We start from the raw sequence: 13,160 nt of genomic DNA, 5'->3' as shown, positions 1-13,160 counted from the left end.
TGACGTGCAACGCTACATACTCACGCTCCGCTGCCCCGACCAGCCGGGCATCGTCCACGCACTCGCCGCGGGCGTCGCAGAGGCCGAGGGCAACATCCTGGAGAGCGCCCAGTTCTCCGATCCCGGAACCGGCATCTTCACCATTCGTGTGAGCCTGGAGACACCCGCGGCCGACACCGAGAAGCTGCGGGACGAACTCGCGCTGCGGCTGGCCCGCTTCGACCCGGTGCTGACCGTCCGGCCCGAGGGGCAGCGCCGCCGGGTGCTGCTGATGGTGTCGAAGTTCGACCACTGCCTGGTCGACCTGCTCTACCGCTGGGACCTGGGCGAACTGCCCGTCGACATCCCGCTGATCGTCTCCAACCACCCCGACCTGGCACCGGTCGCGAAGCAGTACGGCATCCCCTTCGTCCACCTCCCCGTGACCCGGGACACCAAGCCCGAGGCGGAGGCCGAGCTGCTGCGGCTGGTGGCCGAGCACCAGGTCGACTTCGTGGTGCTCGCCCGTTACATGCAGGTCCTCTCCGACGACCTGTGCCGCAAGCTGTCCGGGAGAGTCATCAACATCCACCACTCCTTCCTGCCGGGCTTCAAGGGCGCCAAGCCCTACCACCAGGCCCACGACCGGGGCGTCAAACTCATCGGCGCCACCGCCCACTTCGTCACCGCCGACCTGGACGAGGGCCCGATCATCGAGCAGGACGTCGTCCGCGTCGCACACCGCCACACCGCTCCCGAACTCGTCGCGATCGGCCGGGACGTCGAGCGGATCGTGCTGGCCCGGGCGGTCCGGCTGCACGCGGAGGACCGCGTCGTCCTCACCGGCTCCCGCACCGTCGTCTTCGCCTGACGACCAGCACCGAGAGGCTCGTACGACATGACCACCGCGACGCTGCTCGACGGGAAGGCCGCGGCAGCCGAGACCAAACGTGAACTCGCCGAGCGGGTGGAGGTGCTGAAGAGCCGGGGCATCGCTCCCGGCCTTGGCACCATCCTGGTCGGCGACGATCCGGCCAGCCGCTCCTACGTCGGCGGCAAGCACCGCGACTGCGCCCAGGTCGGCATCGCGTCGATCCGGGTGGAGCTGCCCGGCACGGCGACCCAGGCCGATGTCGAGGCCGCCGTGCTCAAGCTCAACGCCGACCCGGCCTGCACCGGTTTCATCGTCCAGCTACCGCTGCCGGCCCACATCGACATGCACGCCGTGCTGGAACTCATCGACCCGGCCAAGGACGCCGACGGGCTCCACCCGGTCAACCTGGGCCGACTCGTGCTGGGCATGCCGGGGCCGCTGCCCTGCACCCCGCGCGGCATCATCGACCTGCTGCGGCGCAACCGGGTGCCCATCACCGGACAGCAGTTCTGCGTCATCGGCTGCGGGCTCACCGTGGGCCGCCCGCTCGGCCTGATGCTGACCCGCAGCACCGAGCACGCCACGGTGACCCTGTGCCACGAGGCCACCCAGGACACCGCCGCCCACGCTCGCGTCGCCGACGTGGTCGTGGCCGCGGCCGGCGTGGCCCATCTGGTCAGGCCCGACTGGATCAAGCCGGGCGCCACCGTCCTGTCCGTGGGCATCACCCGGACCGTCGAGGGCATCCTCGGAGACGTCCACCCGGACGTCGACCAGGTCGCCGGCTCCTTCGCGCCGCCGGTCGGCGGAGTGGGGCCGATGACCCGCGCCATGCTGCTGACCAACATCGTCGAGACCGCGGAGCGCGGCTGACGTCGACGCAGTGCGTGGGGGCCGGGCCGCGCGAAGGTCCTGCCCCCACTCCGCATGCGTCGCCGGGCGGCTGGAGAGCCGCCCGCGCACCTACGCCCGACCGGAGTAGTTGGTGTAGCACTCCACCGGGTCGCCCTCGAAGCTCCATGGCCAAGGCGTCACCAGCCCGCCGACCGCGGAGAAGACCGGGCCGGCGTCACCGCTGCGGCCCGCCCGGATCAGGGCGTAGGCGAGGATTCCCAGGTCCGCGACGGCGGCCGCGTGACGCGGGTGCCCCGGTTGCAGCCAGTAGTCCGTGCCTTGGTCCAGCAGCCGTGCGGTGTGCGGCTGCGACCAGTACCGGCTCACCCCCAGTGCCTGGATTCCGCCGCCGCTCCTTTCGCGGTGGTACTGCCGCACAGCCGCCGTCAGGGGCAGGCATGCCGTCGGCGCGTCCCACGGCATGACCGCGATGGCGTCGTCGAGGAAGTCCCGCAGCGCGGTCTGGCTGCCCTGCTCCTCCGGGGAGAGGTAGCCGAGGATCTGCAGGTGCGCCTCCCGGTGCCATGGATCACGCGCGCGTATCTCCTGCCAGACGGGGGAAAGTTCAGAGCTCGGCCGCCCCAGGAGTCGCAGCGCCGCCAGCGCACCCACCCACGGGGTCGGATCAGCAGGGCGGGCATCGGAGGCGACGCGGCAGAGCACCAGGGCCCCGTGCGGGTCGGTCGCCAGTTCGGACCACACGGCCAGCGCCAGGGCATCCGGGTCGCGGGGGCGGCGCTCGCGCCAGCCCCGGGCCAGCGCGGGCGCGGCCTGCGCGAGGACGCCGACACGGTGGCAGCGGCGGTCCCAGTCGTCGCCGGTCTCCCGCAGGAGCCGCTCCACCTGGGCGACGGCGAGGTCCTGCGGCCCGGGGCCGCGGGCAGCGGTGATGCCTCTCAGCACCCGGCCCAGCGGAACGTCGTCGAGTTCGGGGGCGAGGCGGGGTGCCTGTCGCTTGGGACCGAAGAGAGCCATGTCCGGGTCAGTGTCTGGGGTGGGCGGCTTGGACCAGTGCGTCGAACAGGGCCTGCTGGGCCGGGTCCTGGTCCGCGGTGTCCTCGGGGTGCCACTGCACCGCCGTGAACCACCCCGGATGTCCGGGCAGTTCGAGCCCCTCCACGGTGCCGTCGGCGGCCCGCGCGGTGACCGTGAGCCCGCCGCCGAGGCGGTCGACTCGCTGGTGGTGGTAGCAGGAGGCATCCGTCTTCTCGGCGCCGGTGGCCTGTTCGAGCAGAGTGCCGCGCTGGATCGCGACCGGGTGCACGATGTACCGGTGTTCGCGGTCCGCGCCGCCCATGTCCTGTTCCAGGCTGCCGCCGAGGGCGACGTTCACCACCTGCAGCCCGCGGCAGACCGCCAGCAGGGGTAGTCCCAAGTCCATTGCCTGACGGGCGACTTCGAGGTCGAACACGTCCTGGAGGTCGTCGACGTCATAGACGCTGTCATGGGTGTCGGTGGCGCCGTAGCGGTGCGGAGCCAGGTCTCCGCCGCCCGGGAGCAGCACGCCGTCGAAGCGGGCGAGCCGCTCGGCCACGTCGGCTCCGGCCGGGTCGGCGGGGTGGACGCTCACCGGCTCTCCCCCGGCCCGCCACACGGCCTCGACCAGCGCGCGGGCGTTGACCTCGGCGGCGTAGCGGAGCGCGGACGTGGTGGCGGCGAACCGGGCCGGAATCGCGATCAGAGGTCGCGGGTGCGTACGGGTCACAGCTGGATCCAGGTGGTCTTGAGCTCGGTGTACTTGTCGATGGCGTGGGCGGACTTGTCGCGGCCGTTGCCCGACTGCTTCATGCCGCCGAAGGGGACGGTCAGGTCGCCCTCCTCGTAGCAGTTGACCCAGACCGTGCCGGCCTTGAGCGCACGCGAGACCTTGTGGGCGGTGGACAGGTCGGAGGTCCACAGCCCCGCGGCGAGGCCGTACTCGGTGGCGTTGGCGAGCCGTACCGCCTCGTCGAGGTCGTCGAAGGCGAGGACGGACAGGACGGGGCCGAAGATCTCCTCGCGGGCCAGCCGCATGCCCGGGTCGACCCGGTCGAACACGGTGGGCCGCAGGTAGCTGCCGCCGGTCTCGGCCAGGGCCCGGCCCCCGCCCACGCGCAGCCGGGCGCCCTCGTCCAGGCCGGAGGCGACATGCTCCAGGACCCTGCCGAGGTGGCTGTCGCCGACCAGCGCGCCCATCTCGGTGTCCGGATCGAGCGGGTCGCCCACCCGCAGCTCGCGTGCCCGCGCCACGACGGCCTCCGTGACCTGTTCGGCTATGGAGGAGTGGACCAGCAGCCGGGAGGGCGCCGTGCACATCTCGCCCTGGTTGAAGAAGATGCCCCAGGCCGCGGTCGCCGCCGCCCTCTCCAGATCGGGGGCGTCGGGCAGCACGATGTTCGGTGACTTGCCGCCGAGTTCGAGCCAGACGCGCTTGAGGTTGGAGTCGGCGGCGTAGCGCAGGAAGTGGCGGCCGACGGCCGTGGATCCGGTGAAGGCCAGGACATCGACGTCGGGGTGGAGGCCGAGCGCCCGGCCTGCCACCGGACCGTCGCCGGTGACGACGTTGAGGACACCCGGCGGCAGTCCGGCGTCGGTGGCGACGCGGCCGAGGAGGAGGGCGGACAGCGGAGAGGACTCCGACGGCTTCAGGACGACCGTGCAGCCCGCGGCGAGCGCGGGCGCGACTTTCCAACTCGCCAACGTGAGCGGGAAGTTCCACGGCACGACGGCGCCGACGACACCGGTCGGCTCCCGGGTGATCAGGGCGAGCGAGTCCGGTGCGGTGTGGAGGGACTCGTCCGTGAGTTTGTCGGCGAGCTGCCCGTACCAGCGGAAGGTGTTGATCGCAGCGCGCAGCTCGATGGCGTACGCGTCCGTGATGGGTTTGCCCATCTCCAGGCTCACGGTCAGCGCCAGTTCCTCGCGCCGCTCCTCCAGCAGCTCGGCGATCCGCAGCAGGACCCGGCCCCGCTCGACGGGCGCCAGGTGCGGCCACGGCCCGGTGTCGAAGGCGCGGCGCGCCGCCGCGACGGCGAGATCGACCTCCGCCTCCCGCGCGTCGGCGACGTGGACCAGGGTCTGGCCGTCGCGCGGGGAGACCACGGCGAACGATCCACCGTCACCGGCCTCGTCGTTGCCGTCGATGTGGTGCTGCGTGGGCAGGTCGAGTTCCTTGGCGCGGCGCAGCAGTTCCTCGCGGGTGGCGTTCAGCATGCGCTCTCCATCTCCGTTTCATCCGTCTCGTTCATCTCGTTCGATCACGAACGACTCACGCTGTTCGACAAGGCCCGATACGGCCGGGGCGCAGGCTCCGGCCGTATCGGTGAGGGATCGCGGTGTTCAGTCGGTGGTCGCTGCCCTGGATCGCGTCAGCCGGGCGGCGACGACGCCGAGGATCAACACCACCGGAACGGTGGCCTGGAGCCACAGGGCCGTGGTCCGGTCGCCGCCGATGAGGGTCGTGAAGTTGGCGATGATGAGCCAGATGGCACCGGCGATGCCGAGCGCGCCCAGGACGGGGGCGATCAGGGTGTTCCAGCGGCGGGTGTCGGCGCCGGAGCGGCGGAAGAACACGATGACCGAGACTGAGGTCAGGAAGTACAGCAGCATGATGCCGAGGACGGCGACCCCGCTGAACCAGGAGAAGAGGGTCAGCACCGGGTCCTTGCCCAGGACCGCGAAGGGCACCACGAGCAGCACCGCGATCGCGGTCTGCACGGCGCCCGCCACCCAGGGCGAGTGACGCCGGTTGAGGGCGGTCAGTCCGTGCGGCAGGAGCCCTTCGCGGCCGAGGGAGAACAGGTAGCGGTTGGCGGAGTTGTGGAAGGCCAGGAGGCCGGCGAAGAGGGAGGTGGCCAGCAGGATCGGCAGTACGTCGCTCACCCAGCCGCCGAACTGGGCGGCGATCGGCGCGAAGACGAAGGCCGCGGCGTCGCCGCTCTCCAGGGCCTTGCCCGCCTCGGCCGTGGCCTGGGAGGCGCCGTGCGCGGAGACCAGCATCCACGAGGCGAAGGCGAAGAAGCCGGTGATCACCGCGACGGACAGGTAGGTGGCCCGAGGGACGGTCTTGTGGGGTTCGCGGGCCTCCTCGCCGTAGATGGCGGTGGCCTCGAAGCCGAACATCGACGCTACGGCGAACATCAGCGCCACGCCGGGAGCGCCCTGGAGCGCGGCGGACGGCGAGAAGCTGTCCGTGAGGCCGAGCCCTTCGGGGCCGCCGCCCTTGAAGAGGGTCACGAGGGCGAAGGCGATCAGGATGCTGAACTCGGCCAGCACGAAGACGGCGAGGATCTTGGCGCCCATCTCGATGCCGGAGGCGCCGAGCACCTGCACGATCGCCATGGTGACGAGGGCCCAGACCCACCACGCCACGTGGGCCCCGGTGTGGTGCTCGACAAGGCCGCTCATGATGCTGCCGTACAGCCCGTACATGCAGGCCTGGACGGCGCAGTAGGCGAAGAGCGCGACGGCGGCGCTGCCGGAGCCGGCCGAGCGGCCGAGCCCTTTGCCGATGTACGTGTAGAAGGCGCCGGCGTCCACGACGTGGCGGCCCATGGCGACGAAGCCCACGGAGAACAGCAGGATGATGATGCCGGCCGCGAGATAGGCGGCCGGAGCGCCGGCGCCGTTGCCGATGGCGATGGCGATGGGCACGGCCCCGGCGATGCCGGTCAGCGGCGCCTGGGCGGAGAGAACGAAGAAGAGGATGCCGAGGACACCGAGAGAGTTGGGCTTGAGTCTGCCTGCCATGGATGCGTCATGAGCGGTCTGCGTGGCGACCGCGGTCTGACTGTCCACTCGAATCACCTGCCGGGGACGGGGAGGGCGGAGTTTTGTTTTAGGCCAAACGAGTTGCCTCATGGTGGGCTGGAACTATCCGTTTGGCAAGGGGTTACGGTGAGATCCTTCTGCGGACACGAGGTCTTTACAGGACCGTGATTCAGGCGACGGGCCGGTCGGCCGCACCCCGGCGTACGAGTCGTACGACGACCGGCTTCGACTCGGTGCCCGTCTCTACTCGTGCACCGTGATGGCCTGGAGCGGACAGACCTCGGCGGCCTCATGCAGTTCCTCGGCTCTCGCCTCGTCCACGTCGGCCACATAGACGTCGGTCGCCTGCGACCGCAGGGACAGGCGTCCCTCGTCGTCCAGTGCGAACAGGTCGGGGGCCGCGTACACGCACTGGCCGTGGTCCTGGCACTTGTTGAGATCGACTTCGACCTTCATGACGGCTCCTGCCTCTCGAAAGGGGTCGGGGGAATCAGAGAAAACGGACGGGGAGGTGGGTGATCGTGCGCAGGAACTCGGTGTGCGCATAGGCGGGCTCTCCCGCCAACTCGACACCGGAGAACCGGTTGACGATCGAGCTGAAGACGATGTCGGCCTCGGCGCGGGCCAGGACCTGGCCGGCGCAGCCGTGCATGCCGGAGCCGAAGGCCAGGTGCTGGCTGGCGGCGACCGGGCGGGCGTGGTCGAAGGTGTCGGGGTCGGCGAAGACTTCGGGGTCGCGGTTGGCCGAGGCGATGAGCAGGGCCAGCGCCTCTCCGGCCGGCACGGTGGTGTCGCCGATGACCGTGTCCTGCGTGGTCAGGCGCACCACCATCGACTCGGGCGTGTCGATCCGCAGGATCTCGTTGATGATGCCCGGCCGCGCCTCCGGCTCGTCGCGGTAGGCGGCGAACAGCTCGGGCCGCTGCGTCATCAGCCAGATGCCGTGGTTGATCAGGTGCTTGACGTCGAGGTGCCCCACGGCGAAGAACAGGAAGATCGTGTAGACGACCTCTTCCTCGGTCATCCTGCCCTCCTCCTGCGCGGCGATGAAGGCGTCGATCAGTCCGTCGCCGGGGTGGGCGCGCTTGTCGGCCACCAGCCGGCGAATGTGCTCGGCGAACCAGACGAACGCCTCCGTGGTGGCGCGGGCCTCCTCGTCGTTGCCGCCGGGGCCGAGGCTCAGCCCGATCTCGTAGGTCTTGCGCTGGATGGCGTCCATCTCGGTCGGCTCGATGCCGAAGATGTGGCAGGTCGTCTCGAAGGTGCACTTCAGGGAGAGGCCGTCGGCAGCGTCCAGGGTGCCGTCGCCTTTCTCGACCTCGTCGAGCACGGCCTCCACGCAGGCGCGCATCACCTTGGACCACTCCTCGACGGCCTTGGGCGTGAACCAGCGGTTGGTGATCCGCCGCAGCCTCGTGTGGTCGGGGGCGTCTTTGCCGAGCATGGTGTGGTGGATGGGGTCGGCGACCCCGAAGTCGAGCTGCTGCACGCTCAGGGTGGGGTTGCGGATCAGCCGGGCGACGTCCTCGTAGCGGGAGACGACGTACAGGCCGACCGGATGCCGGTAGACCGGGTGCTCCTGCCGCAGCCGCGCGTAGTACGGGTACGGGTCCGCACGGAAGCCGGGGTCACGGAAGGGCAGCAGATCCTCGGTAACGGACGCGGGTCCGACGGTGGTGACGGTCATGGCGAGGCACTCCTCGTATCGGGCGCGAGGCGGAGCGGAGGTGGGGAGCGGCAAAAGGGAGGGCGACGGGGGCCCTACACCGCCGAGAATTATCCAGTCGGATAATTTCGTCAATACTTCGCGGGCAGGTAATCAACTCTTTACGCCGCCTGAAACAGACGAGTCCCCGTCGCTGGGCGACGGGGACTCGTCCTGACCTGCTGTTATGGCAGGGACAACGACATGGGCGGCTACTCTGCCTCTCCAGGCTTCCGGGTCAGCAGTGACCGCAGCTCCTTCAGCGCGGCCTCGGTGACGTCCGGCTCGTCGAGGACCAGCTGATGCAGTACGAGACCTTCCAACGCGGCGAAGACGAGCCGGGTCAAGGCAGGGTTGGTGCCTTCGGGCAGGCTGCGGGACAACTCCCTCTCCGTGGCCTGGAAGTACTCGTCGTACAGCGCGCGGATCTGTGGCAGCAGCTCGGGCCTGCGCCGGGACTCGAGCATGAGCTCGTACTGGAACGTCTGCAGGGCCGGCTCACGGGTGACCATGTCCGCCAGTCCCGCCGCGAAGTCGGCGATGTCACCTGTGCCGGGTTCCAGGGAGCTCGTACTCGCGCTGGTGCGCACCGCGTGTTCGAGGGCGGCCTCGATCAGCGCGTCCCGGGAACCGAAGTGGTGCACCACGAGCCCGTGCGTGACACCCGCCTCCTCCGCGACGGCGCGATAGGTGAGCTTGCGCAGCCCGCCCCGGGCCACCACGCGCACGGCCGCGTTGAGCAGAGCCTCACGGCCGGTCCCGTAGTCCACCCGCTTGCGGGGCCTGGCCGGGGGCTTCTCGGAGGAATCGCTCATGAGCGCGAGCTTATCCGTACACCGGGACCGGCAGGCCGCCGCATGGCGTCACCGCTTCGGCGGGCGGATGCCGCGGAACTCCCAGTCGCCGCCGAGCGCGGTGGACAGCACCTCCTCGGACTCGGTGGGCTGCGCGCCGACGTCGGCGCGGATGGGAGTGGGGCCGGTGACGATGTGGTTGGTGAGCCGTCCGAGGCCCTCCACCTCGACCTCGACGACGTCACCGGGCTGTACGGGCCGGGAGTTGGCCGGTGTCCCCGACAGGAGGACGTCGCCCGGGTACAGGGTGATGGTGCGGGCGATGTCGGCGACGAGGTAGTGCATGTCCCATTGCATCTCGTCGGTCGAACCGTCCTGGACGACCTCGCCGTTGACATACGTCCGCAGGCTCTTGCCGTGGAAGTCCCAGTCGGTGACCAGCCCCGGACCGAGCGGGCACAGGGTGTCGGAGCCCTTGACCCGGAGCATCGAGCCGGCGTCGGTGTCACGGAAGTCGTGCAGGCCGTAGTCGTTGGCGACGGTGTAGCCGGCGATGTACTCGCCCGCCTCGGCCGGGGAGATGTTGCGCGCGGTCTTCCCGATGACGATGGCGACCTCGCCCTCGTAGTTGAGCCACTTGCAGCCCTCGGGACGGACGATCGCGCCCTTGTGGGAGTTGAGGGTCGAGGTCGGCTTGTGGAAGTAGGTGGGCGTGTCGGGCAGGCCGATCTGGAACTCGTCGACACGGCTGCGGTGGTTGAGGTGGACCGCGATCACCTTGGAGGGGACGACCGGGGGCAGGTGGTGCGCCTCGTCGGTCTTGACGCGGCGGCCGTCCCCTGCGACCAGCTCGTCAGCGTCGACGGTGACCTGGACTGCGGCGCCGTCGAGGAGGATGCGGCGGTACTCGGGCATTTTCACGGGCTCCTAGATACGACTGTGAGGGGTGCGCGGGGCGGGGGCCGCGGACGGGCCGGTGCCGGTCCAGCCGTCGGCCGGGCGGTCGAACCACAGATGGACCTGGCCGGTGCCGATCGAGTTCTCGTACTCGCCGTACTGACGGGCCTTGGCGACGCACGCCTGCTCGCCGAGGGCGCCGGCCATCATCAGGTAGTGGAAGAACTTCGCCTCGGGCTTGTGCTTCGAGAACTCCGGCATGGTGTCGAGGACCTTGTCGTGGCGGCCCTCCTTGAACCAGGCGATGCGCTCGTGGTCGGCCTCGCGCGCTTCCGGCGTGAAGATGTGCACGGGGTCGCTCGACTCGTGGTCGCGCAGCTCGCGCAGCGGCCAGAAGGTGTGTGACAGCGCGCCGGAGGCGATGAGCAGGACCCGGCGGCCCGGGGTGGCGGCGATGCCGTCCGCCAGGGCGCGGCCGAGCCGCAGATGGTCCTCCATGTCGCCGGTCTGGCAGACCCCGATGGTCACCCACCGCTTGTCGGGCAGGCCCTCGCCGAGGAACTTCCAGAGGTTGATGGTGGCGTAGTAGATCGGCAGGTACTCGTCCTCGATCGCGGTGATCCAGGTGCCGTGCTTGTCCGCGAACTTCTCGATGTTGTGGGCCAGTTCGGGATCGCCGGGGAAGTCGTACGGCATCCGGCACATCCCGCGCGGCAGCTCCTCGGAGGTGAACAACCCCGCCCGGCGCTGCTGCGCGGTCACCACGAACTCGACCGTGGTCGCCCAGTGCGAGTCGAGAACCACGACGGTGTCGTAGTCGTCCCGCTCGAAGACGTCCTTCCGGAGCTGCTGGAGGCCCGTGACGAGGGTGATCTCCTTGCCCTCGTTGAGCTCCAGCCGGGTCTCCTCGGGCAGCACGATGGTGGGGACGTGGGCGAGGAGGCCCGCCCCGACGATCTCACCCATGGTTGTTCCATCCGTTCGGTGCGGTGACCGTGTTCTTCAGGTCGCAGTAGAAGTCGAAGCTCCAGGTGCCGCCCTCGCGGCCCACCCCGGACTGGCGGGAGCCGCCGAAGGGCGCCTGGAGGTCGCGGACGAAGAAGCAGTTGACCCAGACCGTGCCCGCGACCAGCTGCCCGGTGACGCGTTCGGCGCGCTCCGGGTCGCCGGTGGCGACGGTGGCGGCCAGAGCGAAGCGGGTGCCGTTGGCCAGCCGGACGGCCTCGTCCTCGTCGGCGAAGGTCTGCAGCGTCAGGACCGGGCCGAAGACCTCCTCCTGCACGATCTCCGCATCCTGGTCGACATCGGTGAGCAGGGTGGGCGCGTAGTACTGGCCGTCCCCCCGGTGCCCGCCGATCACCGCGCGGGCCCCGGCCGCCACGGCCCGCTGCACGAAGCCGTCGATCTTCTCCAGCTGGCGGGGGTGGATGTTGGGCCCGATGTCGGTGGCCTCGTCGCGCGGATCACCCTGCCTCAGCGCGCTCGCCTTCTCGACGAACAGGCGCGTGAACTCCCCCGCGACCGACTCCTCGACCAGCAGTCGGGTGGCCGCCAGGCACACCTGGCCGGCGTTGTCGTACTGCTCCACCGCCAGGTCGACGGCAAGGTCCAGGTCCGCGTCGGCGAACACCAGCAGTGGCGACTTGCCCCCCAGTTCGAGACTCAGGGGCGTGAGGTTCGCGGCCGCCGACTCCGCGATGCGCTTGGCTGTGGGCACCGAGCCGGTGAAGCTGATGCGGCGCACGTCAGGGTGCGAGGTCAGCGCGTCGCCGATCTCGGAGCCGTAGCCCTGGACGACGTTGAGGACACCTGCCGGGAGCCCGGCCTCGGCGGCGATGTCGGCCAGCAAGGAGGCGGTCAGCGGCGACCACTCGGCGGGCTTGAGGACGACCGTGTCGCCCGCGGCGAGGGCCGGTGCGACCTTCCAGGTGGCCAGCATGAGCGGGGCGTTCCACGGGGTGATCAGGACACAGGGGCCCGCCGGGTCCCAGGAGACGTGGTTGGTGTGGCCCCGCGTCTCGAAGTCCTCGTGCTCCAACTGGAGCAGCCAGTCCGCGAAGAAGCGGAAGTTGTGCGCCACGCGCGGCATCACTCCGCGGCGGTGGGAGCGCAGCAGGGCTCCGTTGTCGGTGGTCTCGACGATGGCGAGCTCTTCGATCCGCTTCTCGACCCCGTCGGCGATCGCGTGCAGGATGCGGGCGCGCTGCGCGCGGGAGGTGGCCGCCCAGGCGGGGAACGCGGCCTTCGCGGCGGCCACGGCGGCGGCCGCCTCCATGGCCGTGCCCCGGGAGATGTGGCCGATCGTGTCGCCGTCGATGGGTGAGACGTCCTCGAACGTCTGAGGAGAGGCGACGCGCTCGTCGCCGATCCAGTGCCGGGTGTCGACGGCGACCCCGGCCACGGTGATGGTGTGTTCGCTCATGCTCTGGTCCTCCGGTCTCACGAGGTGGTGGGGTCTACTCGGCGCCGGAGGTGCCGGATTCCAGCAGTCGGCCGCCGTCCCAGACGACGCCGACCTGGCGGTAGTAGGCGGCGATCGGCTCGCGGATCTCCAGGCGGGCCAGTTCTTCGGTGGGCGCCTCGAACAGCTCCAGCTCGGCGTCGCCGCGCCAGGCCTGTCCCGCCTCGAAGGACGCGGCGCCCGACTCGATCAGCTCGTCCAGGGCGAGGCCCTTGCCCTTCTCGATGGAGGGCAGCCAGCGGTGGTGGGCCATCGGGTGGGCGTTGACGAAGCCGTTCGTCTGCGACGGCTCGCGCAGGGTGACCACGGTGTGCGCGAGGCGCCGGTCGGCGGCGGCGAGCGTGGCGCCGAACCGGGCCCCCGCCTCGATGCGCGGCGCGGGGCCGTACGGGTGCGGGCGGGTCTGGTGGATCGAGCCGAGCTTCTTCGGGTAGCCCTGGTGCAGGCCGCGCGCGATGGCGAAGTCCTTGTCGACCCAGATGTAGACGCAGCGTGAGTAGGTCTGTCCCCGGTACTTGCAGCGGACGACCGCGAAGGCCTCCTTGTACTGGGAGAGCACGGGATCGAGCAGCTCCGCGCCGGACGCCGAGCAGGACTGCCAGTCGGCCCAGATCAGCGCCACCGCGCCGGGGTCCTCGTCCGCCAACTCCAGCGGTTCGGGCAGCAGTTCACGCACGCGTGCCGGGTCGGTGCGGTACTCGACGGTGAGCAGGTCACCGGAGTACCGCCAGGGCGGTGAGGGGACCAGCGACGAGGCTCCGCTCGCCGTCTTGGGGAAGAAGAATCCACGGACGGTGGTCATGTCAG

13 protein-coding genes are annotated in these 13,160 nt (G+C 70.4%); 2 read left to right on the top strand and 11 right to left on the bottom strand.

The genetic code is table 11. The annotated features are described in order from the left end of the window. The first annotated feature begins 4 nt into the window (after nucleotides 1-4). Together purU and EJ357_RS37770 are read left to right on the top strand one after the other, a co-directional pair. On the top strand, nucleotides 5-850 hold the full coding sequence (gene purU / locus EJ357_RS37775) for a formyltetrahydrofolate deformylase (RefSeq protein ID WP_126396164.1): 846 nt from the start codon (nucleotides 5-7) through the stop codon (nucleotides 848-850). Nucleotides 851-877: 27 nt separating this feature from the next. Further along, on the top strand, nucleotides 878-1,726 hold the full coding sequence (locus EJ357_RS37770; protein WP_126396163.1) for a bifunctional methylenetetrahydrofolate dehydrogenase/methenyltetrahydrofolate cyclohydrolase: 849 nt from the start codon (nucleotides 878-880) through the stop codon (nucleotides 1,724-1,726). Nucleotides 1,727-1,816: 90 nt separating this feature from the next. Here EJ357_RS37770 and EJ357_RS37765 read toward each other — a convergent pair whose 3' ends face one another. The 11 genes from EJ357_RS37765 to EJ357_RS37715 form a co-directional block, all read right to left on the bottom strand. Then, nucleotides 1,817-2,722 (bottom strand): tetratricopeptide repeat protein, encoded by a 906-nt coding sequence (locus EJ357_RS37765; protein WP_126396162.1) that lies wholly within the window; start codon nucleotides 2,720-2,722, stop codon nucleotides 1,817-1,819. A 7-nt stretch (nucleotides 2,723-2,729) separates the two neighbouring features. Next, entirely contained in the window at nucleotides 2,730-3,452 is a 723-nt protein-coding gene (locus EJ357_RS37760; protein ID WP_126396161.1) for a gamma-glutamyl-gamma-aminobutyrate hydrolase family protein, read from the bottom strand. Beyond that, nucleotides 3,449-4,939 (bottom strand): aldehyde dehydrogenase, encoded by a 1,491-nt coding sequence (locus EJ357_RS37755; protein WP_126396160.1) that lies wholly within the window; start codon nucleotides 4,937-4,939, stop codon nucleotides 3,449-3,451. Before EJ357_RS37755 ends, EJ357_RS37760 begins: the two co-directional genes overlap by 4 nt. 126 nt (nucleotides 4,940-5,065) lie before the next feature. Beyond that, nucleotides 5,066-6,523, bottom strand: a complete 1,458-nt coding sequence (locus EJ357_RS37750; protein WP_126396159.1) for an APC family permease — start codon at nucleotides 6,521-6,523, stop codon at nucleotides 5,066-5,068. 216 nt (nucleotides 6,524-6,739) lie between these two features. Further along, entirely contained in the window at nucleotides 6,740-6,952 is a 213-nt protein-coding gene (locus EJ357_RS37745; protein WP_126396158.1) for a ferredoxin, read from the bottom strand. 34 nt (nucleotides 6,953-6,986) lie between these two features. Beyond that, complete coding sequence (locus tag EJ357_RS37740; RefSeq protein WP_126396157.1) at nucleotides 6,987-8,183, bottom strand: cytochrome P450; 1,197 nt, start codon at nucleotides 8,181-8,183, stop codon at nucleotides 6,987-6,989. A 230-nt stretch (nucleotides 8,184-8,413) separates the two neighbouring features. Further along, nucleotides 8,414-9,016, bottom strand: a complete 603-nt coding sequence (locus EJ357_RS37735) for a TetR/AcrR family transcriptional regulator (RefSeq protein ID WP_126396156.1) — start codon at nucleotides 9,014-9,016, stop codon at nucleotides 8,414-8,416. A gap of 48 nt (nucleotides 9,017-9,064) precedes the next feature. Then, nucleotides 9,065-9,910: a fumarylacetoacetate hydrolase family protein gene (locus EJ357_RS37730; RefSeq protein WP_126396155.1), complete on the bottom strand. Its 846-nt coding sequence runs from the start codon at nucleotides 9,908-9,910 to the stop codon at nucleotides 9,065-9,067. A gap of 12 nt (nucleotides 9,911-9,922) precedes the next feature. Beyond that, the gene (locus EJ357_RS37725) at nucleotides 9,923-10,858 is read right to left on the bottom strand and encodes a 3,4-dihydroxyphenylacetate 2,3-dioxygenase (RefSeq protein WP_126396154.1); all 936 of its coding nucleotides are present in this window, start codon (nucleotides 10,856-10,858) and stop codon (nucleotides 9,923-9,925) included. Further along, nucleotides 10,851-12,314 (bottom strand): aldehyde dehydrogenase, encoded by a 1,464-nt coding sequence (locus EJ357_RS37720; RefSeq protein WP_126396153.1) that lies wholly within the window; start codon nucleotides 12,312-12,314, stop codon nucleotides 10,851-10,853. Before EJ357_RS37720 ends, EJ357_RS37725 begins: the two co-directional genes overlap by 8 nt. A 34-nt stretch (nucleotides 12,315-12,348) precedes the next feature. Further along, a complete protein-coding gene (locus EJ357_RS37715) occupies nucleotides 12,349-13,155 on the bottom strand; it encodes an acetoacetate decarboxylase family protein (protein WP_126396152.1) in 807 nt (268 codons plus the stop codon). Between the last annotated feature and the right edge of the window lie 5 nt (nucleotides 13,156-13,160).

It is taken from the genome of Streptomyces cyaneochromogenes, from assembly GCF_003963535.1.
Taxonomy (GTDB): domain Bacteria; phylum Actinomycetota; class Actinomycetes; order Streptomycetales; family Streptomycetaceae; genus Streptomyces; species Streptomyces shaanxiensis.
This window is presented reverse-complemented; position numbering and strand designations above follow the sequence as displayed.

Coding starts and splice junctions, on each gene's coding strand:
- EJ357_RS37770 (WP_126396163.1), top strand. CDS start 878: ATGACCACCGCGACGCTGCTCGACGGGAAGGCCGCGGCAGCCGAGACC.
- EJ357_RS37765 (WP_126396162.1), bottom strand. CDS start 2,722: ATGGCTCTCTTCGGTCCCAAGCGACAGGCACCCCGCCTCGCCCCCGAA.
- EJ357_RS37755 (WP_126396160.1), bottom strand. CDS start 4,939: ATGCTGAACGCCACCCGCGAGGAACTGCTGCGCCGCGCCAAGGAACTC.
- EJ357_RS37745 (WP_126396158.1), bottom strand. CDS start 6,952: ATGAAGGTCGAAGTCGATCTCAACAAGTGCCAGGACCACGGCCAGTGC.
- EJ357_RS37740 (WP_126396157.1), bottom strand. CDS start 8,183: ATGACCGTCACCACCGTCGGACCCGCGTCCGTTACCGAGGATCTGCTG.
- EJ357_RS37735 (WP_126396156.1), bottom strand. CDS start 9,016: ATGAGCGATTCCTCCGAGAAGCCCCCGGCCAGGCCCCGCAAGCGGGTG.
- EJ357_RS37730 (WP_126396155.1), bottom strand. CDS start 9,910: ATGCCCGAGTACCGCCGCATCCTCCTCGACGGCGCCGCAGTCCAGGTC.
- EJ357_RS37725 (WP_126396154.1), bottom strand. CDS start 10,858: ATGGGTGAGATCGTCGGGGCGGGCCTCCTCGCCCACGTCCCCACCATC.
- EJ357_RS37720 (WP_126396153.1), bottom strand. CDS start 12,314: ATGAGCGAACACACCATCACCGTGGCCGGGGTCGCCGTCGACACCCGG.
- EJ357_RS37715 (WP_126396152.1), bottom strand. CDS start 13,155: ATGACCACCGTCCGTGGATTCTTCTTCCCCAAGACGGCGAGCGGAGCC.